The organism is Ancylobacter sp. (assembly GCF_965229075.1).
GTDB lineage: Bacteria > Pseudomonadota > Alphaproteobacteria > Rhizobiales > Xanthobacteraceae > Ancylobacter.
This window is the reverse complement of sequence record NZ_CBDDIO010000002.1, coordinates 696,439-720,527: the sequence shown is the minus strand read 5'-3', so window position 1 is coordinate 720,527 and position 24,089 is coordinate 696,439. Positions and strand designations below refer to the sequence as shown.

Genomic DNA, 24,089 nt, shown 5'->3' with positions numbered 1-24,089 from the left:
ATCGTGTGCCGAAGAGGGAGCGATCCCGGCTCTGCGCTGCGCTTCGGCCGGGATCACGCCCTTGTCAGAGGGTGCTCAATCCAGCTGCGCGCCGGACGCCTTCACGATCGGCGCCCATTTGGCGATTTCCTTCTTCACATGCTCGCCCAGCTCTTCCGGCGTCGAGCCGACCGAGACGGCGCTGAAATCGGCGAGGCGGGCCTGCACCTTCGGGTCGGCCAGCGCCTTGTTGGCGGCGGCGTTGAGCTTGGCGACTACCTCCGGCGGGGTGCCGGCGGGGGCGAAGACGGCGTTCCAGGTGTAGGTCTCATAGCCCGGCACGGCTTCGGCGATGGCCGGCACGTCAGGGAAGGAGGGCGCGCGCTTGGCCGTGGTCACGCCCAGCGCCCGCAGCTTGCCGGATTTGATGTGGCTGGTGGAGGAGGGGAGGTTGTCGAACATGATCGGCACCTGGCCGGAGAGCACATCGACCAGCGCCGGGCCGGCGCCCTGATAGGGAATGTGCTGCATGTCGACATCGGCCATGCTCTTGAACAGCTCGCCGGAGAGATGCAGCGGCGTGCCGTTGCCGGAGGAGGCGTAGGAATACTTGCCCGGGTCCTTCTTCAGCAGCGCGATCAGCTCCTCGGTGGTCTTGGCCGGGAAATCCGGGTTCACCACCAGCACGTTCGGCACCACCACCAGCAGCGACACCGGCGCGAAGCTGGTGACGGGGTCATAGGGCATCTTCTTGTACAGTGCCGGGTTCAGCGCATGGGTGGCGACCGTGCCCATGAGGATGGTGTAGCCGTCCGGGCTCGCCTTGGCGACCTGCGCCGCGCCGAGATTGCCGCCGGCGCCGCCCTTGTTCTCCACCACCACGGGCTGGCCCAGCTCCGCCGCCATGCGCTCGGCGATCAGCCGGCCGACCAGATCGGTGGAGCCACCGGCGGCGAACGGAATGACCAGCGTCACCGGGCGGGTGGGGAAATCCTGCGCGGCGGCCGGGCCGGCCGGGGCCAGTGCGGTGGCCAGTGCGGCGATGGCGGTGGCGAAAAGCGTGCGTTTCATGCGGCGTGTCCTCCTTCAGCGCGCCCCATGCGCGCGATGGGCCTCTGCGGACCCTTGGTGGGAGATAGAGTGCGATATCCCTACGTCACGCTCAATCCGCCATCTGTCTGAGGGATTGCGCGCGGGCGGACGCGAAGTTGGGCATGGGATGCGCGGTCTGCCTGTTCGCTAGGCAGCGGCAGCGATCGTGCGGTAACGCGTTCCGCTCCCTGTCCTCGCGGCGTGGGCGCGAGCGCGACGGGCCGGGATTCGCGGCAGGGTTGCCCCGGCTGGCATATCGCTTGCGTGACGAGCCGCCTGTTCGCAGCCGCAGGGGGCAGGCCGACCACATGAGCAAGGGCGCCGAGATCGAACTCATCGACGTGACCAAGCGCTATGGGCAGGCCATGGCGGTGGACCACGTCTCGCTGAAGATTCCGGCTGGCACCTATTGCTGCCTGCTCGGCCCTTCCGGCTGCGGCAAAACCACCACGCTGCGCATGATCGCCGGCCATGAGAGCGTCACCGAAGGCGACATCCGCCTCGGCCCCACCGTGGTCACGGACCTGCCGCCGGCCAAGCGCGGCACGGCGATGATGTTCCAAAGCTACGCGCTCTTTCCGCATCTCGACATCGTCGACAATGTCGCCTTCTCCATGAAGATGAAGGGCGTCGACAAGCCGATCCGCCGGGCCAAGGCGATGGAGATGCTGAAGCTGGTGCAGATGGAGCATCTGGCCGAGCGCCGCCCCGCCCAGCTCTCGGGCGGCCAGCAGCAGCGCGTGGCGCTCGCCCGCGCCCTGATCACCGATCCGCAGGCGCTGCTGCTCGACGAGCCGCTTTCCGCGCTCGACCCCTTCCTCAAGATCAAGGTGCGGCAGGAGCTGAAGAAGCTGCAGCTTCAGCTCGGCATTTCCTTCATCCACGTCACCCACAGCCAGGAGGAGGCGATGGCGCTCTCCGACCTCGTGGTGGTGATGAATGGCGGGCGGATCGAGCAGGCGGGCACGCCGCGCGAGGTATTCAACCGCCCCGCCACCGCCTTCGTCGCCCGCTTCATGGGCGACCACAATGTGATCGCCGGCCGGGTGACGCAGCTCGGCGGCGAAGAGGTTACGTTTGAAGTGCCGGGCGGCGCCTCCTTCCGCGCCCCCACCGCGCCGGGGCTGGAGCCGGGCGCGCCGGTGGAGATCGCCGTGCGCACCGACCGGGTGACGCTCGGCGCCGGGGCGATGCCAGGGTGCGGCCTCACCGGCCTCGTGCAGAACATCGAATATCACGGCCAGAAGGTGCAGGTGGCGCTGGCCGCGCCCGGCGTGTCGGAATTCGCGGTTCAAGTGCCGGAAACCGCCTTCTTCGCCGCCCCGCTCAGCATCGGCGATGCCGTGCCGCTCGGCTGGACGCCGCAGGACGTTCACATCCTTCAGCCTTCGCCTTCCGCCTGACACCAGACACATCGGCGGCTCACCCCGCCGCACAACGCTCGGGAGACTGCAATGAGCAAGAAGACCACGGTTCGCACCGGAGCCGCCGGCGCCAAGGGCGTCAGCCGTCGCGGCCTACTGAAGGGCGCGGCGGCGCTGGGCGGCCTCGCCGTCGGCGGGCAGGCAGTCACCGGCTTCCCCACCATATGGGCGCAGAACCCGATCACGCTGCGCCAGTTCGGCACCGGCGTGTCGAACCTCAACGCCATCGCCGAGAAGTGCAAGGCGGATCTCGGCATCACCCTGCAGATGACGGCGCTCGATTCCGACGCGGTGTCGCAGCGCGTGGTGACGCAGGCCAACTCCTTCGACATTGCCGATATCGAATACTGGATCTGCAAGAAGGTGTTCGCCGCCGGCACGCTGCAGCCGATGGATGTGAACAAGATCAAGTATTACGACCAGATCGTGCCGATCTTCACCACGGGCAAGCTCACCCCGGACTCGAAGATCGCGCAGGGCACGGCGCCCAACACGGTCGGCTTCGTCGAAGGACCGGATTCCAAGAAATTCGCCCCGGCGCCGACCCAATGGATGACGCTGATCCCGACCATCTACAACGCCGATACGCTCGGCATCCGTCCCGACCTTGTCGGCCGGCCGATCAAGAACTGGAAGGACATTCTCGACCCCGCCTTCAAGGGCAAGACCTCAATCATCAACATTCCGTCCATCGGCATCATGGACGCGGCGATGATCTGCGAAAGCGCCGGCATCATCAAATATGGCGACAAGGGCAACATGACCAAGGCGGAGATCGACACCACGATCGATTTCCTGATCAAGACCAAGAAGGCCGGCCAGTTCCGCGCCTTCTGGAAGACCTTCGACGAGAGCGTGAACCTCATGGCCTCGGGCGAGGTGGTGATCCAGTCCATGTGGTCGCCGGCCGTGGCGGCCGTGCGCTCCAAGGGCGTCGCCTGCGTCTACCAGCCGCTGGAAGAAGGCTATCGCGCCTGGGGCGGCGGCCTCGGCATCGCCAAGCACCTGAAGGGCGCGCAGCTCGACGCCGCCTATGAGTACATCAACTGGTATCTCTCCGGCTGGGTCGGCGCCTATCTCAACCGGCAGGGCTATTACTCCGCCGTGCTCTCCACCGCCGAGAAGAACATGACGCCGGACGAATGGGCGTTCTGGATGCTCGGCCAGCCGGCCAAGGCCGACATCCTCTCCCCCGAGGGCAAGGTGATGTACACGGCCGGCGCGGTGCGCGATGGCGGCTCCTTCCAGGAACGCATGGGCGCGGTGGCCTGCTGGAACTCGGTGATGGACGAGGACCGCTACATGGTTCGCCGCTGGAACGAGTTCATCGCCGCGTGAGGCATCCCCCATGCGGAGCGGGCCCGAGTGCTTCGAGGCTCGCTTCGCTCGCACCTCAGCATGACGAAGGGAAGACGCCCGCCGCCTTCCCCTCGCAGACGTCATCCTGAGGTGCCGGGCGAAGCCTGGCCTCGAAGGATGTTCGCGAATGCCGACCTTGACCGGAAACCCCGCATGACCCTCTCCCGGATCGCGCCCTATCTGCAGGCCACGCCGCTGACGCTGATCCTCGCGGCGTTCCTGGTGCTGCCGATCGCCACCATCGTGATGGTGAGCTTCTGGGACTATGACTCGATCCAGATCTTCCCGGCTTTCGTCTTCACAAATTACGAGGAGACGATCACCTCGCCGGTGACCTGGAGCACCTATCTCAACACGCTGAAATACACGGTCATCGTCTGGGCGGTGACGCTCCTTGTCGGCTTCTGGGTCGCCTATTACCTCGCCTTTCATATCCGCTCGGCGACCATGCAGATGGTGCTGTTCCTCATCTGCACCGTCCCGTTCCTTACCTCGAACATCATCCGCATGATCTCGTGGATTCCGTTCCTCGGCCGCAACGGGCTCCTTAACCAGTCGCTGATGTCGATGGGCGTGATCGACCAGCCGCTGGAATTCCTGCTGTTCTCGGATTTCGCCGTCGTGCTGGCGATGGTGCATCTCTACACGCTGTTCATGGTCACCCCGATCTTCAACACGCTGATGCGCATCGACCGGGCGCTGATCGAGGCCGCGCGGGATGCCGGTGCCAGCGCCTTCCAGATCCTCACCAATGTGATCATCCCGCTCGCCAAGCCCGGCATCGCCATCGGCTCGATCTTCGTGGTGACGCTGGTCATGGGCGACTTCATCACCGTGCGGTTCATGTCCGGCGGCCAGTCGGCCTCGGTGGGGCTGATGATGGCGAACCAGATCGCGCTGCTGCAATACCCGGCGGCGGCGGCGAACGCGGTGATCCTCTTGGTGCTTGTGCTGCTGCTGGTCGCCGCCATCCTGCGCATCGTCAACATCCGCAAGGAGTTGTGAGCCATGAACTCGGACAAGCGTGGCCCCGGCTTCTACGTGCTCACCGCCTTCTTCATCCTGTTCGTGCTGTTCCTGTACGGGCCGCTCTCCACCATCTTCATCCTGTCTTTCCAGGGGCCGAATGGCGGGCTCACCTTCCCGATGAACGGGGTGTCGCTGCGCTGGTTCGAGAACCTCTTGTTCGAGCAGCAGGCGGTGGGCGATTTCGGCGGCGCCTTCGCGCGCTCGCTCCTTCTTGGCCTGATGACCATGCTGACCACGGTGGTGGTCTCGCTGCTGGCGGGCCTCGCCTTCCGCCGTCGTTTCCTCGGCAGCGGGCCGCTGTTCTACCTCACCATCGCCAGCCTGATCGTGCCCTCGATCCTCATCTCGCTCGGCATCGGCCTCGCCTTCAACGTGTTCGGGCTGGAGCCGGCTTGGTACTCCTCCGGCTTCGGTGCGCATCTGACCTGGACGCTGCCCTTCGGCCTCTTGATCATGTTCGCGGTGTTCAACCGCTTCAACCCGGCCTATGAGGAAGCCGCGCGCGACTTGGGCGCCACCCCCTGGCAGACCTTCGCCCATGTGGTGCTGCCGATCATCCTGCCAAGCCTCATCGGCGTCGGCCTGTTCGGCTTCACCCTGTCCTATGACGAGTTCGCCCGCACGCTGATGACCTCCGGCAGCTTCAACACATTGCCGCTGGAGATCTACGGCATGACCACCAATGTCACGACCCCGGTGCTCTACGCGCTGGGCACGGTGACGACGGTGTTCTCGCTGGCGGTGATTCTCCTCGCCCTGGCGACCATCGCCGTGCTGCGCAAACGCCGCGCCCGCCGGCTGGCGGGGTGACGGAGCGCCTCACGCAATCTCGCGCGAGCGGGTGCGCAGGGCGGCGGAGGCGGTTTCCAGATGATGCGCCGATGCGGCGATGGCATCCATGCTGCGGGTGATCGTTCCGACGCTCTTTGCCGCCTCCAGCATGCTCAGCGACATGTCGCGCGCCACCGCCGACTGCTCCTCCACCGCGCCGGCGATGCCGGTGGAAATGGCATTGATGTCGCCGATGCGCCGGCCGATGGCGGCGAGCGCCTGCGCGGTTTGTTGCGTGCAGTCCTGAATGGCGGCGATCTGCGCCGTGATCTGGCCGGTGGCATCCGCCGTCTGGCCGGCGAGTTCCTTCACTTCCGTCGCCACCACCGAGAAGCCGCGCCCAGCCTCGCCCGCCCGCGCCGCCTCGATGGTGGCGTTGAGGGCGAGCAAATTGGTCTGGCCGGCGATCTTGGTGATCAGATCGATGACGAGGCCGATGCGCTGGGCGGTATCGGTGAGGGCGGAGACGACCTCATGCGCCCGCGTGTTCTCCGCCACGGCGCCGCGTGAGTTGTCCAGCGCCACCGCGACCTGCCGGCTGATCTCGCTGATCGAGGCGGAGAGTTCTTCCGCGCCGGAGGCGACCGCATTGATGCCGACGGATGTCTGCTCGGTCGCGTGCGAGGCAGTGGCGGCCTGATGGCTGGCGTCGCTGATCTCGCGCGTGATGCGCTCGATGTCCGTGCCGATCAAGCTTTGCAGTGCTTCGCGATGCTGCCGCCGCACCACCTCGGCGGTGGTGTCGGTGGCGAACTTCACCACCTTGGTCAGGGTACCGGTGGCATCGAACACCGGGTTGTAGCTGGCCTGGATCCACACATCGCGCCCATCCTTGGCGATGCGGCGGAACTCGCCGGCCTGGAAGGTTCCACGCTTCAGTTCGGCCCAGAAACTGCGATAGGCGGGGGTGTCGCGCTCCTGCGGCGGCACGAAGAGCGCGTGGTGTCGGCCTCGGATCTCGTCGAGCGTGTAGCCGAGCGCGTTGAGGAAGTTCGCGTTGGCGTCCAGCACATGGCCGTCGGGCGTAAAGTAGATGAGGGCCTGCGAGGTGTCGGCGGCGCGGATCAGGCTCTCATATTCGGCCTCGCGTGCCTTCTGCGCCGAGACATCGGAGGCGAACTTGATGACCTTGACCACTTTGCCGCGGACGACGATGGGATTGTAGGTCGCCTGGATGAAGACGGAGCGGCCATCCTTGGTCACGCGGTGGAATTCAGCCGATTTGAACGCGCCACGGCGCAGATCGTTCCAGAACGCGGCATAGGCCTCGCTCGCGCGCTCGTCCGGGCGAACGAACAGCGTGTGCGGCTTCCCCGCGATCTCCGCCAACTCATAGCCCATGAGCGCGAGAAAATTGGCATTGGCGGTGATGAGCCGCGCGTCCGGCGTGAATTCGACGACGGCGAGCGAGCGGTCGAGGGCTTCCAAGGTCGCCAGGGCGTGGCGGTTCGACAGCAGGTGCATTCAGCGCTCTCCACATCACCGCCCGCATGCGGCGATCCATTTCGCTAGAAGGCGAGGCTTGCTTCAGGATTGCGCGCGGCGGGCCTCACGCGACTTTGCCTGTTCCTCCACGGGCGATTTGCTAGGATATCGCCGCGGCTCCCAAGAGCCGTTCGCCGGGCCTATGGGTGCGCGGCGATATGTTTCGGGAGCTCCCAATGCGAAGCGTTCTCTTTCTCTCTGCCGCGCTGGTTCTCGGCATGGCCTCGGCGCAGGCGCAGGAAAACCCGCGCTCGACCACGATGAGCTGCGCGCAGGTCAACGCGCTGGTGCAGCAGCGCGGCCAGGTGGTGTTCGACACGGGCGGCGGCAACCTCAGCCGCGTCGTCTCCAATCCCAGCCTCTGCATGGCCTCCGACGACGGTGCGCCGAGCTGGATTCCCTCGCAGGACCAGAGCCAGTGTCTTGCCGGCTATCATTGCCAGGAGCGCGAGGGCCACGGCAACTGAAGCCGCTCGTCAGCGCGCGCGCCGGGTGAGCGCGCGCTGCACCTCGCCCAGCGCGAGGTCGACGGTGACGGCGAACAGCGCCACCAGCACCGTGCCCTGCAGCACATAGGCCGGGTTGCCGCCTGACAGTCCGTCAATGATCGGCGAGCCCAGCGTCAGCGCGCCGACGGTCGAGCCGATGGTGGCGGTGCCGATGCCGATCGTCACCGAGGTGCGGATGCCGGCAAACAGGATCGGCGCCGCCAGTGGCAGCTCGATCCGCCACAGCCGCCCGGCGGGGGAGAAGCCGCTACCATCGGCCGCCTCCAGCACCGGCGCCGGGACGCTGCGAAGCCCTGCCATCCCCGCCCCCATCACCGGCAGCACGCCATAGAGCACCAGCGCGAAGGCGGTGGGCAGCGCGCCATAGCCGAGGCTCGGCACGGCAAGTGCCAGCACGGCGACGGGCGGAAAGGTCTGGGCGAGCGCGCCCAGCCGGTCCAGCGTTCCTGCATAGGCGCGGCCCGTCGACCGGGTGGCGAACAGCGCAGCGGCGATGCCGAGCGTGATGGCGACAAGGCTCGCCGCGCCGGTCAGCAGCGCATGCGCGGCGACGAGTTCGGGGAAGCTGGCGCGGCTGTAGATGAGGCGCGTGCCCGGCGGAAACAGTAGGCCGAGATGCGGCGCCAGCGCATCCATGCCAAAGGTGAGGGCAAGAAAGACCGCCCCGACCCAGAGCACTGGCCGGCCGGCGATCCACGCCGCCGCCCCCATCGCGGGCGGACGCCTCATGGCCGAACCAGATCGGCAAGGGTGAGCACGCCGGGCTGCCCGTCGGCGCTGCGCCGCACCGGCAGCTGCGCGAGGCCCTCCGCCACCATGCGGGCCAGGGCCTCTTCAAGGGTCGCCTCGGCGGCGACCGGGGCGGCGTCGACCGCGGGCGGCGGGGCGCTGAAATCCGCGCGGTCGCCCACGCGCAGCGCTTTCAGCCGGTTCAGCCCCAGCAGCGGCCCGCCGAAGAAGCGGGCAACCTCCTCGCTCGCGGGGTGGGCCAGCACTTGCGCCGGCGTGCCGGTTTGCAACAGCCGCCCGTGGTGCAGCACGGCGAGCGTGCCGCCGAGGCGGATCGCTTCTTCCACGTCATGGGTGACGAGCAGGATGGTGGTGCCGGTGCGAAGCTGTATGTCGCGCAGGCTGTCCTGAAGGCCGCGCCGGGTCGGCGGGTCGACGGCGCCGAACGGCTCGTCCATCAGCAGCACTTCAGGATCGCCGGCCAGCGCGCGGGCGACGCCGACGCGCTGCTGCTGGCCACCGGATAGTTCGTCCGGGTAACGGTGGGCGTGGTGCTCGGGCGGCAGGCCGACGAGAGCGAGCAACTCGGCGACCCTGTCGCGGATCCGTGCTGCCGGCCAGCCGAGAAGCGTCGGCACGGTGGCGACGTTGCGCGCCACGGTCCAATGCGGGAAAAGTCCAACGGACTGAATAACATAGCCCATGCGCCGGCGCAGCGCGACCGGGGGGAGGGTGGCGATGTCGGTGCCGTCGACGAGGATGCGCCCGGCATCGGCCTCCAAAAGCCGGTTGGCGAGGCGCAGGAGGGTCGATTTACCGGAACCGGACGTGCCCACTAGCGCGCAGAGCGTGCCGCGCGGCACGTTGAGCGTCACCGCGTCCACGGCGGCCACCGCGCCGAAGTGCCTGGAAACGCTTTCGAATCGGATCATCGCCGGGGCCTCCGCACGAGGAAAAGTGCGAGGCCGCGCAAGGCGGTATCGGCGATCAGCGCGAGGGCAATGGCCGAGAGCGCGCCGAGCAGCACGAGATCGGCCGCTGTCTGTCCAAGTCCTTGAAAAATAAACGTTCCCAACCCGCCGGCGCCGATCAGCGCCGCCAGCACGGCGAGGCCGATGAGCTGCACCAAGGTGAGCCGCAGCGTCTGCAGCAGCGTCGGAAAAGCGAGCGGAAGCAAGGTGTTGCGCACGATCTGCCCCTGCGTCATGCCCATGCCGCGCGCGGCCTCCACCACATCCGGCGGGACGCTGGAAAGCGCGGCGTGGGTGCCGCGCGCGACCGGGAGCAGGCCATAGAGCCCCAGCGCGAGGATGGCCGGGGTCGCCCCGATGCCGGAAATGCCGAGCTGGCGCAGGCCCGGCACGAGTTCGATGAGGAGGACGATGGGACCGATGAGGAGGGCGAAGAGCGCGAGCGAGGGGATGGTCTGGACGATGTTGAGCACGGCGAAGATCGGGGCGGCGCGACCCGGCCGGCGATAGGCCATCAGCCCGATCGCCCCGCCCCCGATGACGGCGAGCGCCAGCCCTGCTCCGGTGAGCTGGAGATGGCGCAGCACTTCGTCGAGATAGGCCTGCTGGCGTACCGCATATTCGCGCGCAAGCGAGAGTGGGGCGAGGGTGCCGCTGGCGAGCAGCGCGGCGAGGCCCGCCAGCGTCGCGAGGGGCGGCACGGCCTTGCCGGCGCGGCCCGGCGCCCGCTCGGCGCTGTCGGCGAGCAGCAGCAGTCCCGCCGTGAACACCACCCAGAAGCCGGTGCCGAGCGACACGCGGGTGAGCGGCCCGGCGGCGACGGCCTGTTCCCCCGCCGCGCGCCCCGCCAGCGCCAGCGCGGCCAGCATCAGCGCGCCGGCACAGAGGCCGAGCAGAGCCGGCTGGGCGGGGAGGGCGGGGCGCAGCGCCAGCGCGGCGATCCCCGCGAGCAGCGCCAGCACGGCCAGGCTCGGTCCCATTCCTGTCGCCTGCCATAGGGGCAGCGGGGTTCCCGACAGCAGCCGGTTGGGCGCCACCACGACGAAGCCGCAGGCGAGCAGCGCCACCAGCGCGACGGCGGCGAGCAGCAGAGGCAGGGCCTCGACCCCGGCCAACGGGCGCGACAGGGACGCCGGCGCGCGGCCGGCGAGGCGTCTCACCCGAGCAGCCCCTGCGCCTTCAGATAGGCTTCGGCGACGGCACGGGCGTCGCGCCCTTCCAACTGCACCTGCGCGTTCAGCTGCTGCAGCGTCGGCAGGGTGAGGCCGGCAAAGGCCGGCGCGAGCTTGGCGGCGATCTCCGGATGGGCGTCCAGCACGCCTTTGCGGATCACCGGCGCCGGCTGATACACCGGCTGCACCTGCTTGGTGTCGGCCATCACTTTGAGATTGAGCGCGGCGATGGCGCCGTCCGTGCCATAGACCATGGCGGCATTGACGCCGGAGGTGCCTTCCGCCGCCGCCTTGATGGTGGCGGCGGTGTCGCCGCCCGAGAGCACGAGCAGCTGGTCGCCCGACAGCTTGAAGCCATAAGCCTGCTGGAACGCGGGCAGCGCCGCCGCGCTTTCCACGAATTCGGCCGAGGCGGCGAGCTTCACCTTGCCGTCCTTGGTCCAGCGGGCGAAATCGTCCAGCGTCGCCAGCTTTTCGCGCGCCGCGACGTCGCCGCGCACGGCGATGCCCCAGGTGTTGTCCGCCGGCGCCGGGGCGAGCCAGACGAGGCCGTTGGCGGCGTCGAGATCGCGGGCCTTCTCATAGGCGGCGGTGGCGTTCTTCCACAGCGGGTCGTCCGCCATGGCGAAGAAGAAGCCGGCATTGCCGGTATATTCGGGATAGAGGTCGATCTCCCCCGCCAGCAGCGCGGTGCGCACGATCTTGGTGGGGCCGAGCTGAAGCCGCCGCGTCACCGGAATGCCGGCATGTTCCAGCACCAGCGCGATGATGTTGCCGAGCACCGCGCCTTCCGTGTCGATCTTGGACGCGACCACGACCGGCGCGGCGGCGCGGGCGGCGGTGCCCGGCAGGAGTGATGCCGCCGCGAGGGTCGCCAGAAGGCCGCGCCGGCTGATGGATGTGACCATGAAATCCCCCGCTGTCACTGGTGTCGAGATGCTGCCGACAAAAGCCGGCGCGGGCACGATAGTTCCACCCCTGCGGCGAGGACCGGGCTGAAAAGCGCTCAGCTCTTCATCTTCTGCAGCGCCTGGGCGCAGCCGACCGACATTTCCTTGCTGTGCGCCTTCAGGCACTGCATGACCCGGCCGCCGCCCGGCTGCACGGTGGGGCACAGCCGCTTGATGTCGGCCTGGCAGTATTTGGCGAGATCGTTCTGCTGCGCCTGCGCGGCGGTGCCGGCAGCGAGGGCGGTCAACAGCGACGTGGCGAGAATAGACATGGTGAGAATGACGGCGCGCATGGGGTTCCCTTCCCTGGCTGATCGTCTTGCGCGATCCCCCTCACTGTAGAGCGGAAGCGCGCCGCATTGAATGGCGAAATTGGGCGGCGCGCCGCCCGCCCGGGCCGCGCGGCACCGTGGGAGGAAACACTTGGCCGGCTGAGACGTTTCCCCCCGACCCCGTGCGCAGCCGTTTGCGCTTCCCCTCCACTTGGCCGGACCCCCACCATGCCCCGCGCGCCCGACCGCCTTCGCCTCGGCTACCACGCCTCGCACGAGCAGTTCGCGCCGAGCGATCTGCTCGGCTGCGTCCGCGCCGCTGAACAGGCCGGTTTCGAGGCCGCCATGTGCTCGGACCATTTCGCGCCGTGGAGCGCGCGCCAGCCGCATTCCGGCTTCGCCTGGAGCTGGCTCGGCGCGGCGCTGGCCACCACCTCGCTGTCCTTCGGCGTGGTGACGACGCCGATCGGCCGCCGCTACCACCCCGCGCTCACCGCCCAGGCGGCGGCGACATTGGCGGAGATGTTTCCTGAGCGGTTCTGGATGGCGCTCGGCTCCGGCGAGGCGCTGAACGAGCGCGTGACCGGCCAGCGCTGGCCGGCCAAGGCGGAGCGCGACGCGCGGCTGCGCGAGTCGGTGGAGATCATGCGCGCCTTGTTCGCCGGCGAAACGGTGAGCCGGCGCGGCGGGCTGATCGATGTCGAGGAGGCCCGGCTCTATACGCGGCCGAAGGTGCCGCCGGCCTTCATCGCCGCCGCGCTGACGCCGGAAACCGCACGCCGCGCGGGGGCGTGGGCGGATGGGCTCGTGACCATCAACCAGCCCATGGAGCGGCTGCGCGCCATCATCGACGCCTTCCGGGAGGGCGGCGGCGAGGGGCGCCGGCTGGTGCTGCAGGTCCACGTCTCCTACGCGCCGACGCAGGCAGAGGCGCGCGCCAACGCCCATGACCAGTGGCGCTTCAACACGCTGTCTTCCGCTGTCGCGGCGGAACTGAAGCTGCCGGAACAGTTCGACGCCGCCACACGGCTGGTGCGCCCGGAGGATCTCAACGAGAGCATCCTCATTTCCGACGATCCCGGCTGGCACGCGGCGCGGCTGGACGAATTCGCCGAACTCGGCTTCCACGACATCTACCTTCACAATGTCGGGCTAAACCAGTCGGCGTTCATCGAGACGTTTGGCGCCCGCGTCCTGCCGCAGGTGCGGCGCGGGGCCTGACCAAACCCAACCTGACCAAGCCCAAGGGAGGCGCGGATGGCGCAGACACGCTGGTGGCAGCGCGGGATTTTCTATCAGGTCTATCCCCGCTCGTTTCAGGACAGCAATGCCGACGGCATTGGCGACCTCGACGGCATCCGCGCCCGGCTCGACCATCTCGTGACGCTGGGGGTCGACGCGGTGTGGATCTCGCCCATCTTCCCCTCGCCCATGGCCGATTTCGGCTATGACGTCGCCGATTACTGCGGCATCGACCCGATGTTCGGCGATCTCGACGCCTTTGACCGGCTGGTGGCGGAGGTGCACGCGCGCGGGCTGAAGATCGTGCTCGACTTCGTGCCCAACCACACGTCCGACCAGCACCCCTGGTTCGCCGAGAGCCGGGCCTCGCGCGACAACCCCAAGCGCGACTGGTACATCTGGCGCGACCCCGCGCCCGATGGCGGGCCGCCCAATAATTGGATGAGCAATTTCGGCGGGCCGGCCTGGACGCTCGATCCCGCCAGCGGCCAATATTACTACCACGCCTTCCTCACGCAGCAGCCGGACCTCAACTGGCGCAACCCGGCCGTGCGGGCGGCGATGCACGACGTGCTGCGCTTCTGGATGGCGCGCGGCGTCGACGGGTTCCGCGTCGACGTGATCTGGCACCTGATGAAGGACGCGGATTTCCGCGACAACCCGCCGAACCCGGAATATGCGCCCGGCGACGCGGACATCCGCCGCTTCCTGCAGACGCGCTCCACCGACCAGCCCGATGTGCACGCCATCATCGCCGAGCTGCGCGCGGTGATCGACGAGTTCGAGGACCGGGTGCTGATCGGCGAGATCTACCTGCCGATCGACCGGCTGGTGGCCTATTACGGCGAGAATCTCGAAGGCGCGCATCTGCCGTTCAACTTCCAGCTCATCCATGCCAGCTGGACCGCGCCGCAGCTCGCCGCGCTGATCGCCGAATATGACGCGGCGGTGCCGGAGGGCGGCTGGCCGAACTGGGTGCTGGGCAATCACGACCAGCCGCGCATCGCCTCGCGCATCGGCGCGGCGCGCACGCGGGTGGCGGCGATGCTGCTGCTCACCCTGCGCGGCACGCCGACGCTGTATTATGGCGACGAGATCGGCATGGAGAATGTGCCGATCCCGACCGAGGAGGCGCAGGACCCGTGGGAGAAGAACGAGCCGGGCCTCGGTCTCGGCCGCGACCCCGAGCGCACGCCGATGCAATGGGACGCCTCGCCCCATGCCGGCTTCACCAATGGACGACCCTGGCTGCCGCTGGCGGCTGACTTCGCCACCCGCAATGTCGCGGCGCAGATGCAGCAGCCCACCTCGCTGCTGAACCTCTACCGCGACCTCATCGCGCTGCGCCGCGCCCATCCGGTGCTGCACGCGGGCACCTATCGCAAGATCACCGCGCTGGGCGACGTGCTGGTGTTCCTGCGCGAGAGCGCGGCGGAATGCGTGCTGGTGGCGCTCAACCTCGCCGGCAATGCGCAGGAGGACATTCCGCTGCCGCCCGGCGCGCAGGGGCAGGTGCTGCTCTCCACCGAGCCCGGCCGGGCGGAGCGGGTGGAGGGCCGGCTTTCGCTCCGGCCCTATGAGGGCGTGATCGTCGCGCTCGACGCGCGGGGCTAGAGCACGCGCCGATCGGCTTGCACGCAAGCTGATCGGATAACGCGTTCTCTATCTTAGAGTTAGCGGGCGATTTGCCGATCAGATTGTTTCAATCTGATCGGATCGCACTCTAGAGCTCCGTGCGCCGGTAGGCATAGTCGAGCCCGCCCATGCGGAACCAGCGATAGCCATAGGGCTCCAGCGTCAGCTCGTAGCGGCCCTTGGCGTCGCCCTGGGAGTGATCCTCGGACAATAGGTTGACGAGCCGGTTCGGCTCGCCTTCCGGCGCGGGCAGGGTGAAGCGGACGCTGACCCCCTCGGGGTGGAAATTGTGCAGGAACACGGCGACGTTGTTGCGCCACTCATAGCGCAGGCACAGCACGGCGTCGTGGCCGACGTCCACCACCTCGAACGCGCCCCAGCCGATTTCCTGCGTCTCCTGCCGGGTGCGGATCATCCGCTCCATCCAGTTGAGGAAGGAGTCCGGGTCGCGCCGCTGGTCGGCGACATTGACCTGTTCCCAGCCATAGGCTCCCTCGGAAATGACAGGCAGATAGGTCTTTTCCGCCGAGCTGAAGCCCCCCTGCTTCTCGTTCGACCATTGCATGGGGGTGCGGGCGCAGTAACGCTCGGGCAGGCTGAGGTCGTCGCCCATGCCGATCTCGTCGCCATAGCGCAGCACCGGCGTGCCCGGCAGCGACAGCATGAGGCTGTAGGCCAGCTCCATCATCCGGCGGTCGCCCTTCAGCATCGGCGCCAGCCGGCGGCGGATGCCGCGGTCATAGAGCTGCATCGACTTGTCCGGTCCGAAGGCGGCGAACACCTCCTCCCGCTGCTTTTCGGTCAGCCGGCCGAGATCGAGCTCGTCATGGTTGCGCAGGAACAGGCCCCATTGCGCCGTCGCATAGTCCGGCCGCGTGGCGTTGAGCGCCTTGACCAGCGGCTTCATGTCGGCGCTGGCGAGCGCGTAGAATAGCGACTGGTTGACCTGGAAATTGAACATCATGTGCATGCGGTCGCCGTCCTCGCCGAAGTACTTCTTGTCGTCTTCGGGGAGGATGTTGGCTTCGGCGAGAATGATGGCGTCGCCGCGCCGCCACTGCAGGAATTCGCGGAAGGTACGCAGCATGTTGAAATGCTCGACCGGCGTGCCGCCGACCTCCGCCCCCTTCTCCGCGATGACGAACGGCACCGCGTCCATGCGGAAGCCGGAGACGCCGAGCTGCAGCCAGAAGCCCATGATGCGCAGGATTTCCGCCTGAACGTCGGGATTGGCGGTGTTGAGGTCGGGCTGGAAATTGTAGAAGCGGTGGAAATAATATTCCTTAGCCACCTTGTCATAAGTCCAGGTGGTCTTCTGCACGCCGGGGAAGACCATGCCTTCATGTGCATTCTTCGGCTTCTTCTTCGACCACACATACCAGTCGCGATAGGGCGAGTTGGGGTCGGAGCGGGCGGATTTGAACCAGGGGTGCTGGTTGGAGGTGTGGTTGACCACGAGGTCGATCAGCACCCGCATGCCGCGCTGCTTGGCGGCGTGGGTGAATTCGACGAAATCGCCTAGCGTGCCGTAGCGCGGATCGATGCCGTAATAATCGGCGACATCATAGCCGTCGTCGCCGCCGGGCGAGACCTGGAACGGCATCAGCCAGATGGCGGTGATGCCGAGGCCGTGGAGATAATCCAGCCGCCGCATCAGGCCGCGGAAATCGCCGACGCCGTCGCCGTTCGAATCCATGAAGCCTTCGACGGAGAGGCAATAGACGATGGCGTTCTTGTACCAGAGGTCGGTGATCACGCGCGGCGCTCCCGGTGAGAAAGTCCCGGGGCGCAACGCTTCACGCGGCGCAAGCGTTCCTCGCGCGGCGTTCGCCAGCCGCTTCCGCCGGCCGGCGCGCCGTCAGGGCATCATGCGCATGTGCTGGTCGTAGAGAATCCAGATCGTGCCGGACACCATGATGAGCAGGATCAGCACGGTGAACAGGATCAGCAACAGGTCGTCGCGGTGCGAGCGCTGAAGGTCGATGTGCAGGAAATAGCGCAGATGCACCACCGCCTGCACCACGGCGAGCAGCCCCAAAGCGGCGAGGGCGGCGGCGCCGCTGAACAGATCGAACCACACCACCGCGAAGGCGCCGGTGGTCAGCACCAGCGCGAGAACGAGGCCGATCACATAGGAGCGGCGCTCATGGCCCTCATCCTCGATTTCGCTGGCGGGCAGGCCGGTGGGCGAATTGGCGGGAACGCGGTTGCTCATGACACCACCCCGTAGAGGTAGACGAAGGTGAAGATGCCGATCCAGACCACGTCCAGCATGTGCCAGAACAGGGCGAGCCGCATCAGCCGCAGCTTCACCGGCGAGTTGAGGCCGAACACCACCACCTGCACCGCCATGACCGCCATCCACACCAGACCGGACGACACATGCAGCGCATGGGTGCCGGTGAGCAGGTAATAGGCCGAGAGGAAGCCGCTGGTCTGCGGCGCGGCGCCGTGGGCGGTGATCATCACATAGTAGTCGTGCAGTTCCATGCCGACGAAGCCGGCGCCGAGCAGGCCGGTGACGAGCAGCCAGCCGAGCACGCCGCGCCGGTTTTCGCGGTACTTCATCTCCAGCATGGCAAAGCCGAAGGCGAAGCTGGAGAACAGCAGCAGCAGCGTCTCCAGGAAGGCGGCGGTGAGGTCGAACACCTCGGCCGGCCGGGGGACTTCGGCGATGCCCTGCACGCTCATCGCGGCATAGGTGGCGAACAGCACTGCGAACAGCACCAGATCGCTCATCAGGAAGATCCAGAAGCCGAAAAGCACCTCTTCGGCGGCTTCGTGGCTTTCGGGATCGGTGCCGGCGAGATTGATGCCGGGATGGAGGCGTTCGGAAAGGCTCATCGCGTCACCTCCACGGTCGCACCGGAGGCGAAGGCGCCGGCGCTGGCTTCCAGGCTTTCCGGGATGGCACGGCCCCGGTTCGCCGCCGTCATTTCCTGATCGCGGGTCACGCCCGGCGTGGCGCGCACGGCGGCGAGGAAGGCCTCGTTCGCCGCCTTCACCGTCGCCGCCGGCACGATCTCTTCCGTGTGCGTGGCGAAGGAGCGGGCGATCACCACCGCCCAGAGGAGCACGAAGGAGACGATCACCAGCCACCAGATGTGCCAGACGAGCCCGAAAGCCCAGGCGCAGGCGAACAGGCCGATGAGCGGCGCGGTCGCGGTGTTGCGCGGCACTTCGATATCCTCATAGGCCGCCGGCGAGCGATAGGCAGTACCGTCCTTCTTGGCTTCATAGAAGGCGTCGCGCGCGGTCACTTGAGGCAGCACGGCGAAGTTCCAGGCCGGGGGCGGGGAGGGGATCGACCATTCCAGCGCCCGTCCGTCCCAGGGGTCGCCCAAGGGGGCAGCGAGTTCCGCCCGCCGCCGCACCGACACCACGATCTGCGCCACCATAAAGGCGAAGCCGGCGAGGATCAGCGCCGCGCCAAGCATGGCGAGGGCGAACCAGGGCAGGTAGTCGGGGTTCGACCAGGTGAAGGTGCGCCGCGTCGCGCCCATCATCCCGAGCCAGTAGAGCGGGAAGAAGGCCAGCAGGAAGCCGGGGGCGAAGCACCAGAATGAGGCGCGGCCCAGCCCTTCATGCAGCCGGAAGCCGAACGCCTTGGGGAACCAGAACTGCACCGCCGCGAACATGCCGAACAGCACGCCGGGAATGATCATGTTGTGGAAATGCGCCACCAGGAACAGCGTGTTGTGGACCTGGAAGTCGATGCCGGGATTGGCCAGCAGCACCCCGGTCATGCCGCCGAGGATGAAGGTGAGAAGGAAGTTGATGTGGAACAGCATCGCCGTGGTGAGGCGGATGCGCCCGCCCACCATGGTGAGCAGCCAGTCATAGACCTTCACACCCGTCGGCACGCCGATGATCATCGTGGCAATGCCGAAAATGGCGTTCACATTGGCGCTCTGGCCCATGGTGAAGAAGTGGTGCAGCCACACGGCGAAGGAGAGCACGGCGATGCACATGGTGGCGTAGACCAGCGAGGTATAGCCATAGATGCGTTTGCTGGAATAGGTGGCGACCACTTCCGACCACACGCCGAAGGCCGGCAGGATGAGGATGTAGACCTCCGGGTGGCCGAACAGCCAGAACAGATTGGCGTAGTTCATCATGTTGCCGCCGTCGCCATTGGTGAAGAAATGGAAGCCGGCGTAGCGGTCGAGGGCGAGCATGACGGTGGCGGCGGTCAGCGGCGCCATGGCGAAGATCATCAGGATCGACGTGCACAGCGTCGTCCAGGTGAACAGCGGCATGCGGAACAGCGACATGCCGGGGCAGCGCTTCTTGTAGATGGTGACGGCGAAGTTGAGGCCCGTGAGCGTCGAGCCGATGGAGCCGAGCGACACTGCCCAGATCCAGTAATCCACCCCCTCGCCGGGGCTGAAGTCGATGCCGGTGAAGGGCGGGTAGGCGCTCCAGCCGCCGGTGGAGAACTGGCCCACCACCAGTGACACCATGATCAGGATCGCGCCCGCCATGGTCAGCATCAGCGAGATGGCGTTGAGCAGCGGGAAGGACACGTCGCGCGCGCCGATCTGCAGCGGCATGACATAGTTCATCAGACCGGTGATGAACGGCATGGCGACGAAGAAGATCATGATCGTGCCATGGGTGCTGAACAGCTGGCCGAAATGATCCGCCGAGAGGAAGCCGCCGCCATCGGTGGCGGCGAGCTGCTGGGCGCGCATCAGCGCCGCCTCGATCACCGCGCGGGCGAACATGACAAGCGCGAGGACGATGTACATGATGCCGACCTTCTTATGGTCGACGCTGGTGAGCCAGTCGCGCCACAGCGGCACCCACCAGCCCTTCACCGTGAGCAGGACTACCGTGCCGAGCGCGCCGAGCACGGCAATGGACCCGGCGCCCGAGGCGATGGCCTCGCTGAGCGAGGGGTTCTCGATCATCCCGGCGAAGACGAAGGAGGTCCATTTGATCTGGCCGAAGATCAGCTCCCAGTTCATTGCGCGACCTCCGGCGTGTGGGCGTTATGCTGATGGGCGGCGGCCGGCGCGGCGGCGGCGGGCGCCCCGGCCTGCGGCGCATGGCCCTGATGGCCTGTGGCCATGCCGGGCGCGAAGCTGGCGATGATCTGGTCGAACAGGCCCGGCGTGTACCGGCCATAAATGACGGGTTCGTTCACCACGGAAGGCGGCAGCAGCTTGGCATAGGCGGCGGCATCGAGACCGGCCGGCTGCGCCTTCGCATCCGTCACCCAGGCGGCGAAATCGTCGGCACTCACCACGCGGGTGGTGAAGGACTGGGTGGCGAAGCCGAGGCCGTTGTACTGGGTATTGCGCCCGGTGAAGTCGCCGGTCGCGTCGGCGATGAGGTTGAGCTGGGTCTGCATGCCGGCCATGGCGTAGATCTGGCCGGCGAGGCGGGGCACGATGAAGGACTGCATCACCGTGCCGCTGGTCAGCTTCAGCGTCACCGGCCGGCCTTGCGGCAGCACCAGCAAATCGAGCGTCGCCACGCCCTGTTCGGGATAGAGGAACAGGAATTTCCAGTCGAGCGCGACCACCTCCACCACCAGCGGCTCGGGCCCCAGCGGGCGGTAGGGGTCGTTCTTCAGCGTGTGATTCCACAGCGCCGTGCCGAGCGCGGCCACCAGCGCCACCGGAATGCCCCAGATGAGCAGTTCCAGCCCCCAGTTGAACTCCCAGTCTGGGCGGTATGTGCCCTTGCCGCCGCGCCGGTAGCGCAGCAAAACGAGCGGCAGGGCGATGAACATCGGCACGATGACGATGAGCATCAGCGCGCTGATCGTGCCGAAATGCGAGAGCTGCGCCGCCGCCACCGGCCCGGCGGGTTCGAGAAAGCCCGCGGCGGAGGCCGCGCATGGCATGGCCACGGCCGGTACGCCGGCCATCAATCCCCTCAACCTCAACACTGCCCCCTTGCGACTAGTCGCGCGCCTCTCATGTGAAGACATCGACCCGTTCCCCGCTTGCAGGAAAGCACGAAAGGCGACGGAATTCACCGTCCCGCGCTGTGCAGATTGCGGAAAACGCGTGACCGCGGCATGGCGGCAGCGTGGCCGAGGGGTAGCTCGCTCCCTCTGGCGAGGGAGAGGAAGGCTGTTCATTCAGGGCAGGATGGCTATAATCGCGCGACGTAGCGTCACGGTGAAGGCAGGTTCTAGGTGCGACTTAGTCTCTCTTTGCCGCGTGACAATAGACCCGGATTTCTACTGAATCCGAACTGGCGCACTCTTCTGTTTTCTTCGCGCCTTGCTGTCGCGGCCATCGTCGCGCTCGCGCTTGCTTACTGGCTTGAGCTTCAGGAGCCACAATGGGCGATCCTGACGGTCTATCTGCTCACCCAGTCCTCCACCGGGGCGGCGCTGGCCAAAGGCGCGTTCCGCTTTCTCGGCACGATCCTCGCCGCGCTGTATGGCCTCGCGGCCGTCAAGCTGTTCTCGCAGGACCCGCTGCTCCTCGTCGGCAGCGCGATGGGCTGGACCTTCCTGTGCTATTACGGCGCCGCGCGGGCGCGCAATTTCACCGCCTATGGCTTCATGCTGGCGGGCTTCACCGGGCTGCTTGTGATCTTTCAGGGCGCGGCCGCGCCTAATGCCGCCTGGCTGGTGGCGCTGGACCGGGTGAGCGAGATCAGCATCGGCATTGGCTGCGCCACGCTCGCCGGCGCGCTGGTGATGCCGGACCATGCCGGCACGCAGCTGCGCGGGCTGATGGCGAAATCGCGCCGCGCCCTTGCCGCCCATTGCGCCCTGGCCCTGCGTGGGGCGAGCCCGGGCGCGCGGGTGATCGACGACCGCAATGCCCTGCTGCCGATTCTGGTGAAATTCGACGCGCTCCGCTCCTATAGCCGCTTCGAGGCGGCGGAGATGCGCGCCGACCCGGCCCGCATGGACGCGGTGACGGTGCGTTTTCTCGACGTGCTGGCGCAGGCGCGCATGCTGCATCTGCGGCTCGCCGAGGGCGGCCTGGGCGACAGGCCGGAACTGGCCCCGGTGCGGGCGGCGCTGGAGCGGGCGGCGGCGGTGCTGGAGCGCGGCGCGGTGGCGCCTTCCCTGCCGGAGAGCCGCGCGGGGTGCGCCGAACTGTCCCGGCTGCGCCGCGACCTCTCCGCGCTCGGGCGCCGGTTCGCGCAGGCGGAGCACGATCTGCCCTTCGAGGCGCGGGCGGAGGCCGTGCTGGTCTGCCGGCAGGCGGCGGAGATGCTGCGCGGCCTCGGGCTGCTGTTCGTGGCCGAGCGCGCGGTGTTCCGGCCGCACCCCGCCCGCACCGCGCCGCGAGGGGAGGCGCGTCACGCCGCTCACGCCTCCGCCCTGCTGCAGGGCGCGCGGGCCGCGCTGGGGCTGCTGGTGTTCTGCGCCCTCTGGTACGCCACGCAATGGGACCAGGGCCTTGCGGGCATCACCGGGCTCGCGCTGATGAACTATCAATGCGTGAACAATGATGATCCGGCAAAGCTCGGCTGGCCCTATTTGCGGGCGGTGGCGGCGGCGTGCCTCGCCGCCTATGCCACGATGGGCCTCATCTATCCCTGGCTCGAAGGCTTCGAGGCGCTGGCGCTGTTCCTGCTCGTGGTGCTGGTGCCGGCGGGGCTCCTCATCGGCACCCCGCGCTATGCCCGCGCGGCGGGCACGTTCACCATCTTCTATGTCGCCGCCGCCGCGACGGGGAACGTCTTCACCCCCGATCCGCTGGCCTTCGCCAATTTCTGCTTCGCCCTCGCCTTCGGCATGTTCGTCTGCCTCATGGTGGCGCGCCTCGTGCCGGTGACGGCGGAGGGCGCCCGCCACCGCGTGGTGGCGCGCACGCGGCATGTGCTGCTGCCCGAGGTGGCGCGCGGTGCGCGGCCCGCCACGCCGGCGTCGCGCGAGATGTTGCAATCACTCGGCGCGCTGCTGCCGCAGATGTCGCTGGCGCGTCCCGCCCATGACACGCTGGCGCGGGGCCTGCTGGCCTGTGCCGCCAGCGCGCGGGAATTCGGCCGGTTGAGGCGGATCGCCGACTATCCATCCCTGCCTGAGCCGCTGCGCGGGACACTGCGCGACGGGCTTGCGAGTTTCGCTAGCGCTTCCGGTGCGTCGCTCCAGTCGGCTGAAGAAGCTTTGGGGCGGATTAGCTCCGCGCTGGCGGCGGAGACGCGGCCGGAAGGCCCGGCGTCGCCGCTGCGGGTGGAGGCGGCGGCCAGCCTGCGCTTTCTGGAGGACCGGTTGAGCCGCGACCACGCTTTCCGCGCCTTTGTCTTTGGCGAGCAACGCGCATGACGTGGAATCCGCTGTTTCACACGCTCGATCTCTTCGGCTTCTACCTGCCGCCGGTGCTGCTCTGGGCGCTCGTGGCCCTGCTGCCTTTCTTCGCCCTCAGCCGGCTGGCGCAGGCATGCGGGCTCTACGGCTTCGTCTGGCATCGTCCGCTGTTCGATGCCGCACTTTATGTGATCGTCCTGGTAGCCCTCACCCTCGGGCTGCCGCTTCTGACAGGAGGGCCGGCATGAGCGGGCGCAGCGTGATCCGTGTCGCGGTGACGGTGGCCACCGTCGCCGTCGCCGCTTTTGCCGGGTGGCAGTTCTGGACCTACTACCTGCTCTCGCCCTGGACCCGCGACGCGCGGGTGCTGGCCGATGTGCTGCGCGTGGCGCCCGATGTGTCGGGCCTCATCAGCACCCTGCATGTGCGCGACAACCAGACGGTAGAGAAGGGCGACCTTCTGTTCGAGATCGACCCGGAGCGGTTCCAGGCCGCGCTGAATCTCGCCCGCGCCGATGTGGCGATGAAGGCGGAGGCGGCGGCGCTGGCGCAGGAAAACGCCCGCCGCTTCCAGACCCTGCAGCGCGAGGACAGCCCCGGCTTTTCCATCGAGGCCGGCGAGAGCATGCAGACCCGCGCCGCCGAAGCGGCGGCGGCGCTGCGGGTGGCGCAGGCTGAACTCACCATCGCCGAGATCAATATGCGCCGCAGCCGCGTGCATGCGGCGGTCAGCGGCTATGTCACCAATCTCACCGCCGTCGCTGGCGACTTCGCCACGGCGGGGCAGGGGGTGCTGGCGATCGTCGATTCCAGCTCCTTCTATGTCTATGGCTACTTCATGGAGACCAAGGTTCCGCAGATCCGGGTCGGCGCCCCGGCCAAGGTGGAACTGATGGCGGGAAATGTGGTGCTCGACGGCGTGGTGGAAGGCATGGCGCGCGCCATCGCCAATCCCGACGACGCGGCCGGCCTATTGGCGCGAGTCGATCCGCAGTTCAGCTGGATCCGCCTTGCCCAGCGCCTTCCGGTGCGGATCAAGCTGGAAACGCTGCCGCCCGATGTGCGCCTCGCCGCCGGCATGTCGGCGACCGTGGTGATAAAGCCGGCGTTGCCCACGCCCTAGCCCGAGCTGACGGCGCCGACCGGCGCCCGTCCTGCGCAGAGGGCGGGGCGGATTTTA

The 24,089-nt window shown here is 67.7% G+C and carries 22 protein-coding genes; 10 read left to right on the top strand and 12 right to left on the bottom strand.

The genetic code is table 11. The features are described 5' to 3' along the window. Positions 1-75: 75 nt before the first annotated feature. Positions 76-1,050, bottom strand: a complete 975-nt coding sequence (locus tag ACO07Z_RS09445) for a Bug family tripartite tricarboxylate transporter substrate binding protein (RefSeq protein WP_421698492.1) — start codon at positions 1,048-1,050, stop codon at positions 76-78. Between the two features lie 329 nt (positions 1,051-1,379). On the opposite strand from ACO07Z_RS09445, the gene ACO07Z_RS09440 reads away from it, so the two are divergent. The 4 genes from ACO07Z_RS09440 to ACO07Z_RS09425 all read left to right on the top strand — a co-directional run bounded on the left by ACO07Z_RS09440 (position 1,380) and on the right by ACO07Z_RS09425 (position 5,693). Beyond that, positions 1,380-2,474, top strand: a complete 1,095-nt coding sequence (locus ACO07Z_RS09440; RefSeq protein WP_421698491.1) for an ABC transporter ATP-binding protein — start codon at positions 1,380-1,382, stop codon at positions 2,472-2,474. Positions 2,475-2,525: 51 nt separating this feature from the next. Then, the gene (locus ACO07Z_RS09435; protein WP_421698490.1) at positions 2,526-3,833 is read left to right on the top strand and encodes an ABC transporter substrate-binding protein; all 1,308 of its coding nucleotides are present in this window, start codon (positions 2,526-2,528) and stop codon (positions 3,831-3,833) included. 174 nt (positions 3,834-4,007) lie between these two features. Further along, entirely contained in the window at positions 4,008-4,859 is an 852-nt protein-coding gene (locus tag ACO07Z_RS09430; protein WP_421698489.1) for an ABC transporter permease, read from the top strand. Positions 4,860-4,862: 3 nt separating this feature from the next. After that, positions 4,863-5,693: an ABC transporter permease gene (locus ACO07Z_RS09425; protein ID WP_421698488.1), complete on the top strand. Its 831-nt coding sequence runs from the start codon at positions 4,863-4,865 to the stop codon at positions 5,691-5,693. Positions 5,694-5,702: 9 nt separating this feature from the next. On the opposite strand, the gene ACO07Z_RS09420 is transcribed toward ACO07Z_RS09425, so the two are convergent. Then, entirely contained in the window at positions 5,703-7,178 is a 1,476-nt protein-coding gene (locus ACO07Z_RS09420; RefSeq protein WP_421698487.1) for a methyl-accepting chemotaxis protein, read from the bottom strand. A gap of 197 nt (positions 7,179-7,375) precedes the next feature. On the opposite strand from ACO07Z_RS09420, the gene ACO07Z_RS09415 reads away from it, so the two are divergent. Continuing rightward, positions 7,376-7,666: a hypothetical protein gene (locus tag ACO07Z_RS09415; RefSeq protein ID WP_421698486.1), complete on the top strand. Its 291-nt coding sequence runs from the start codon at positions 7,376-7,378 to the stop codon at positions 7,664-7,666. Between the two features lie 9 nt (positions 7,667-7,675). On the opposite strand, the gene ACO07Z_RS09410 is transcribed toward ACO07Z_RS09415, so the two are convergent. From ACO07Z_RS09410 to ACO07Z_RS09390, 5 genes are all read right to left on the bottom strand, one after another. Beyond that, on the bottom strand, positions 7,676-8,437 hold the full coding sequence (locus ACO07Z_RS09410; RefSeq protein WP_421698485.1) for an ABC transporter permease: 762 nt from the start codon (positions 8,435-8,437) through the stop codon (positions 7,676-7,678). Beyond that, positions 8,434-9,369: an ABC transporter ATP-binding protein gene (locus tag ACO07Z_RS09405; RefSeq protein ID WP_421698484.1), complete on the bottom strand. Its 936-nt coding sequence runs from the start codon at positions 9,367-9,369 to the stop codon at positions 8,434-8,436. Before ACO07Z_RS09405 ends, ACO07Z_RS09410 begins: the two co-directional genes overlap by 4 nt. Continuing rightward, complete coding sequence (locus tag ACO07Z_RS09400; RefSeq protein ID WP_421698483.1) at positions 9,366-10,568, bottom strand: ABC transporter permease; 1,203 nt, start codon at positions 10,566-10,568, stop codon at positions 9,366-9,368. Before ACO07Z_RS09400 ends, ACO07Z_RS09405 begins: the two co-directional genes overlap by 4 nt. Then, positions 10,565-11,488, bottom strand: coding sequence for a glycine betaine ABC transporter substrate-binding protein OsmF (osmF, locus tag ACO07Z_RS09395; protein ID WP_421698482.1), 924 nt, complete (start codon positions 11,486-11,488; stop codon positions 10,565-10,567). Before osmF ends, ACO07Z_RS09400 begins: the two co-directional genes overlap by 4 nt. A gap of 98 nt (positions 11,489-11,586) precedes the next feature. Beyond that, positions 11,587-11,823: a cysteine rich repeat-containing protein gene (locus tag ACO07Z_RS09390; protein ID WP_421698481.1), complete on the bottom strand. Its 237-nt coding sequence runs from the start codon at positions 11,821-11,823 to the stop codon at positions 11,587-11,589. A 207-nt stretch (positions 11,824-12,030) separates the two neighbouring features. Between ACO07Z_RS09390 and ACO07Z_RS09385 the strand changes: the two genes are divergently transcribed. Both ACO07Z_RS09385 and ACO07Z_RS09380 read left to right on the top strand, forming a co-directional pair. Continuing rightward, complete coding sequence (locus tag ACO07Z_RS09385; RefSeq protein ID WP_421698480.1) at positions 12,031-13,023, top strand: TIGR03885 family FMN-dependent LLM class oxidoreductase; 993 nt, start codon at positions 12,031-12,033, stop codon at positions 13,021-13,023. A 36-nt stretch (positions 13,024-13,059) separates the two neighbouring features. Beyond that, complete coding sequence (locus tag ACO07Z_RS09380; RefSeq protein WP_421698479.1) at positions 13,060-14,658, top strand: alpha-amylase family glycosyl hydrolase; 1,599 nt, start codon at positions 13,060-13,062, stop codon at positions 14,656-14,658. A gap of 109 nt (positions 14,659-14,767) precedes the next feature. On the opposite strand, the gene ACO07Z_RS09375 is transcribed toward ACO07Z_RS09380, so the two are convergent. The 5 genes from ACO07Z_RS09375 to ACO07Z_RS09355 form a co-directional block, all read right to left on the bottom strand. Next, positions 14,768-16,435, bottom strand: a complete 1,668-nt coding sequence (locus ACO07Z_RS09375; protein ID WP_421698478.1) for an alpha-amylase family protein — start codon at positions 16,433-16,435, stop codon at positions 14,768-14,770. A 102-nt stretch (positions 16,436-16,537) separates the two neighbouring features. Then, complete coding sequence (cyoD, locus tag ACO07Z_RS09370; RefSeq protein ID WP_421698477.1) at positions 16,538-16,894, bottom strand: cytochrome o ubiquinol oxidase subunit IV; 357 nt, start codon at positions 16,892-16,894, stop codon at positions 16,538-16,540. Then, positions 16,891-17,523 (bottom strand): cytochrome c oxidase subunit 3, encoded by a 633-nt coding sequence (locus ACO07Z_RS09365; protein WP_421698476.1) that lies wholly within the window; start codon positions 17,521-17,523, stop codon positions 16,891-16,893. The genes cyoD and ACO07Z_RS09365 overlap by 4 nt, the downstream gene beginning before the upstream one ends. Then, a complete protein-coding gene (locus ACO07Z_RS09360; RefSeq protein ID WP_421698475.1) occupies positions 17,520-19,649 on the bottom strand; it encodes a cbb3-type cytochrome c oxidase subunit I in 2,130 nt (709 codons plus the stop codon). The genes ACO07Z_RS09365 and ACO07Z_RS09360 overlap by 4 nt, the downstream gene beginning before the upstream one ends. Next, a complete protein-coding gene (locus ACO07Z_RS09355; RefSeq protein ID WP_421698474.1) occupies positions 19,646-20,557 on the bottom strand; it encodes a ubiquinol oxidase subunit II in 912 nt (303 codons plus the stop codon). Before ACO07Z_RS09355 ends, ACO07Z_RS09360 begins: the two co-directional genes overlap by 4 nt. 273 nt (positions 20,558-20,830) lie before the next feature. Here ACO07Z_RS09355 and ACO07Z_RS09350 point away from each other — a divergent pair, with 273 nt between their 5' ends. The 3 genes from ACO07Z_RS09350 to ACO07Z_RS09340 are packed head-to-tail and all read left to right on the top strand — an operon-like array spanning position 20,831 to position 24,032. Then, positions 20,831-22,927, top strand: coding sequence for an FUSC family protein (locus ACO07Z_RS09350; RefSeq protein ID WP_421698473.1), 2,097 nt, complete (start codon positions 20,831-20,833; stop codon positions 22,925-22,927). After that, positions 22,924-23,157, top strand: a complete 234-nt coding sequence (locus ACO07Z_RS09345) for a DUF1656 domain-containing protein (protein WP_421698472.1) — start codon at positions 22,924-22,926, stop codon at positions 23,155-23,157. Before ACO07Z_RS09350 ends, ACO07Z_RS09345 begins: the two co-directional genes overlap by 4 nt. Beyond that, positions 23,154-24,032 (top strand): efflux RND transporter periplasmic adaptor subunit, encoded by an 879-nt coding sequence (locus tag ACO07Z_RS09340; protein WP_421698471.1) that lies wholly within the window; start codon positions 23,154-23,156, stop codon positions 24,030-24,032. Before ACO07Z_RS09345 ends, ACO07Z_RS09340 begins: the two co-directional genes overlap by 4 nt. The last annotated feature ends 57 nt before the right edge of the window (positions 24,033-24,089 follow it).

What these genes read in the sequence shown, in the direction of transcription:
- ACO07Z_RS09380 (WP_421698479.1), top strand. Translation starts at nt 13,060, where the DNA reads ATGGCGCAGACACGCTGGTGGCAGCGCGGGATTTTCTATCAGGTCTAT.
- ACO07Z_RS09410 (WP_421698485.1), bottom strand. Translation starts at nt 8,437, where the DNA reads ATGAGGCGTCCGCCCGCGATGGGGGCGGCGGCGTGGATCGCCGGCCGG.
- ACO07Z_RS09430 (WP_421698489.1), top strand. Translation starts at nt 4,008, where the DNA reads ATGACCCTCTCCCGGATCGCGCCCTATCTGCAGGCCACGCCGCTGACG.
- ACO07Z_RS09390 (WP_421698481.1), bottom strand. Translation starts at nt 11,823, where the DNA reads ATGCGCGCCGTCATTCTCACCATGTCTATTCTCGCCACGTCGCTGTTG.
- osmF (WP_421698482.1), bottom strand. Translation starts at nt 11,488, where the DNA reads ATGGTCACATCCATCAGCCGGCGCGGCCTTCTGGCGACCCTCGCGGCG.
- ACO07Z_RS09415 (WP_421698486.1), top strand. Translation starts at nt 7,376, where the DNA reads ATGCGAAGCGTTCTCTTTCTCTCTGCCGCGCTGGTTCTCGGCATGGCC.
- ACO07Z_RS09435 (WP_421698490.1), top strand. Translation starts at nt 2,526, where the DNA reads ATGAGCAAGAAGACCACGGTTCGCACCGGAGCCGCCGGCGCCAAGGGC.
- ACO07Z_RS09405 (WP_421698484.1), bottom strand. Translation starts at nt 9,369, where the DNA reads ATGATCCGATTCGAAAGCGTTTCCAGGCACTTCGGCGCGGTGGCCGCC.
- ACO07Z_RS09340 (WP_421698471.1), top strand. Translation starts at nt 23,154, where the DNA reads ATGAGCGGGCGCAGCGTGATCCGTGTCGCGGTGACGGTGGCCACCGTC.
- ACO07Z_RS09445 (WP_421698492.1), bottom strand. Translation starts at nt 1,050, where the DNA reads ATGAAACGCACGCTTTTCGCCACCGCCATCGCCGCACTGGCCACCGCA.
- cyoD (WP_421698477.1), bottom strand. Translation starts at nt 16,894, where the DNA reads ATGAGCAACCGCGTTCCCGCCAATTCGCCCACCGGCCTGCCCGCCAGC.
- ACO07Z_RS09440 (WP_421698491.1), top strand. Translation starts at nt 1,380, where the DNA reads ATGAGCAAGGGCGCCGAGATCGAACTCATCGACGTGACCAAGCGCTAT.
- ACO07Z_RS09385 (WP_421698480.1), top strand. Translation starts at nt 12,031, where the DNA reads ATGCCCCGCGCGCCCGACCGCCTTCGCCTCGGCTACCACGCCTCGCAC.
- ACO07Z_RS09360 (WP_421698475.1), bottom strand. Translation starts at nt 19,649, where the DNA reads ATGAACTGGGAGCTGATCTTCGGCCAGATCAAATGGACCTCCTTCGTC.
- ACO07Z_RS09420 (WP_421698487.1), bottom strand. Translation starts at nt 7,178, where the DNA reads ATGCACCTGCTGTCGAACCGCCACGCCCTGGCGACCTTGGAAGCCCTC.
- ACO07Z_RS09365 (WP_421698476.1), bottom strand. Translation starts at nt 17,523, where the DNA reads ATGAGCCTTTCCGAACGCCTCCATCCCGGCATCAATCTCGCCGGCACC.
- ACO07Z_RS09425 (WP_421698488.1), top strand. Translation starts at nt 4,863, where the DNA reads ATGAACTCGGACAAGCGTGGCCCCGGCTTCTACGTGCTCACCGCCTTC.
- ACO07Z_RS09345 (WP_421698472.1), top strand. Translation starts at nt 22,924, where the DNA reads ATGACGTGGAATCCGCTGTTTCACACGCTCGATCTCTTCGGCTTCTAC.
- ACO07Z_RS09355 (WP_421698474.1), bottom strand. Translation starts at nt 20,557, where the DNA reads ATGGCCGGCGTACCGGCCGTGGCCATGCCATGCGCGGCCTCCGCCGCG.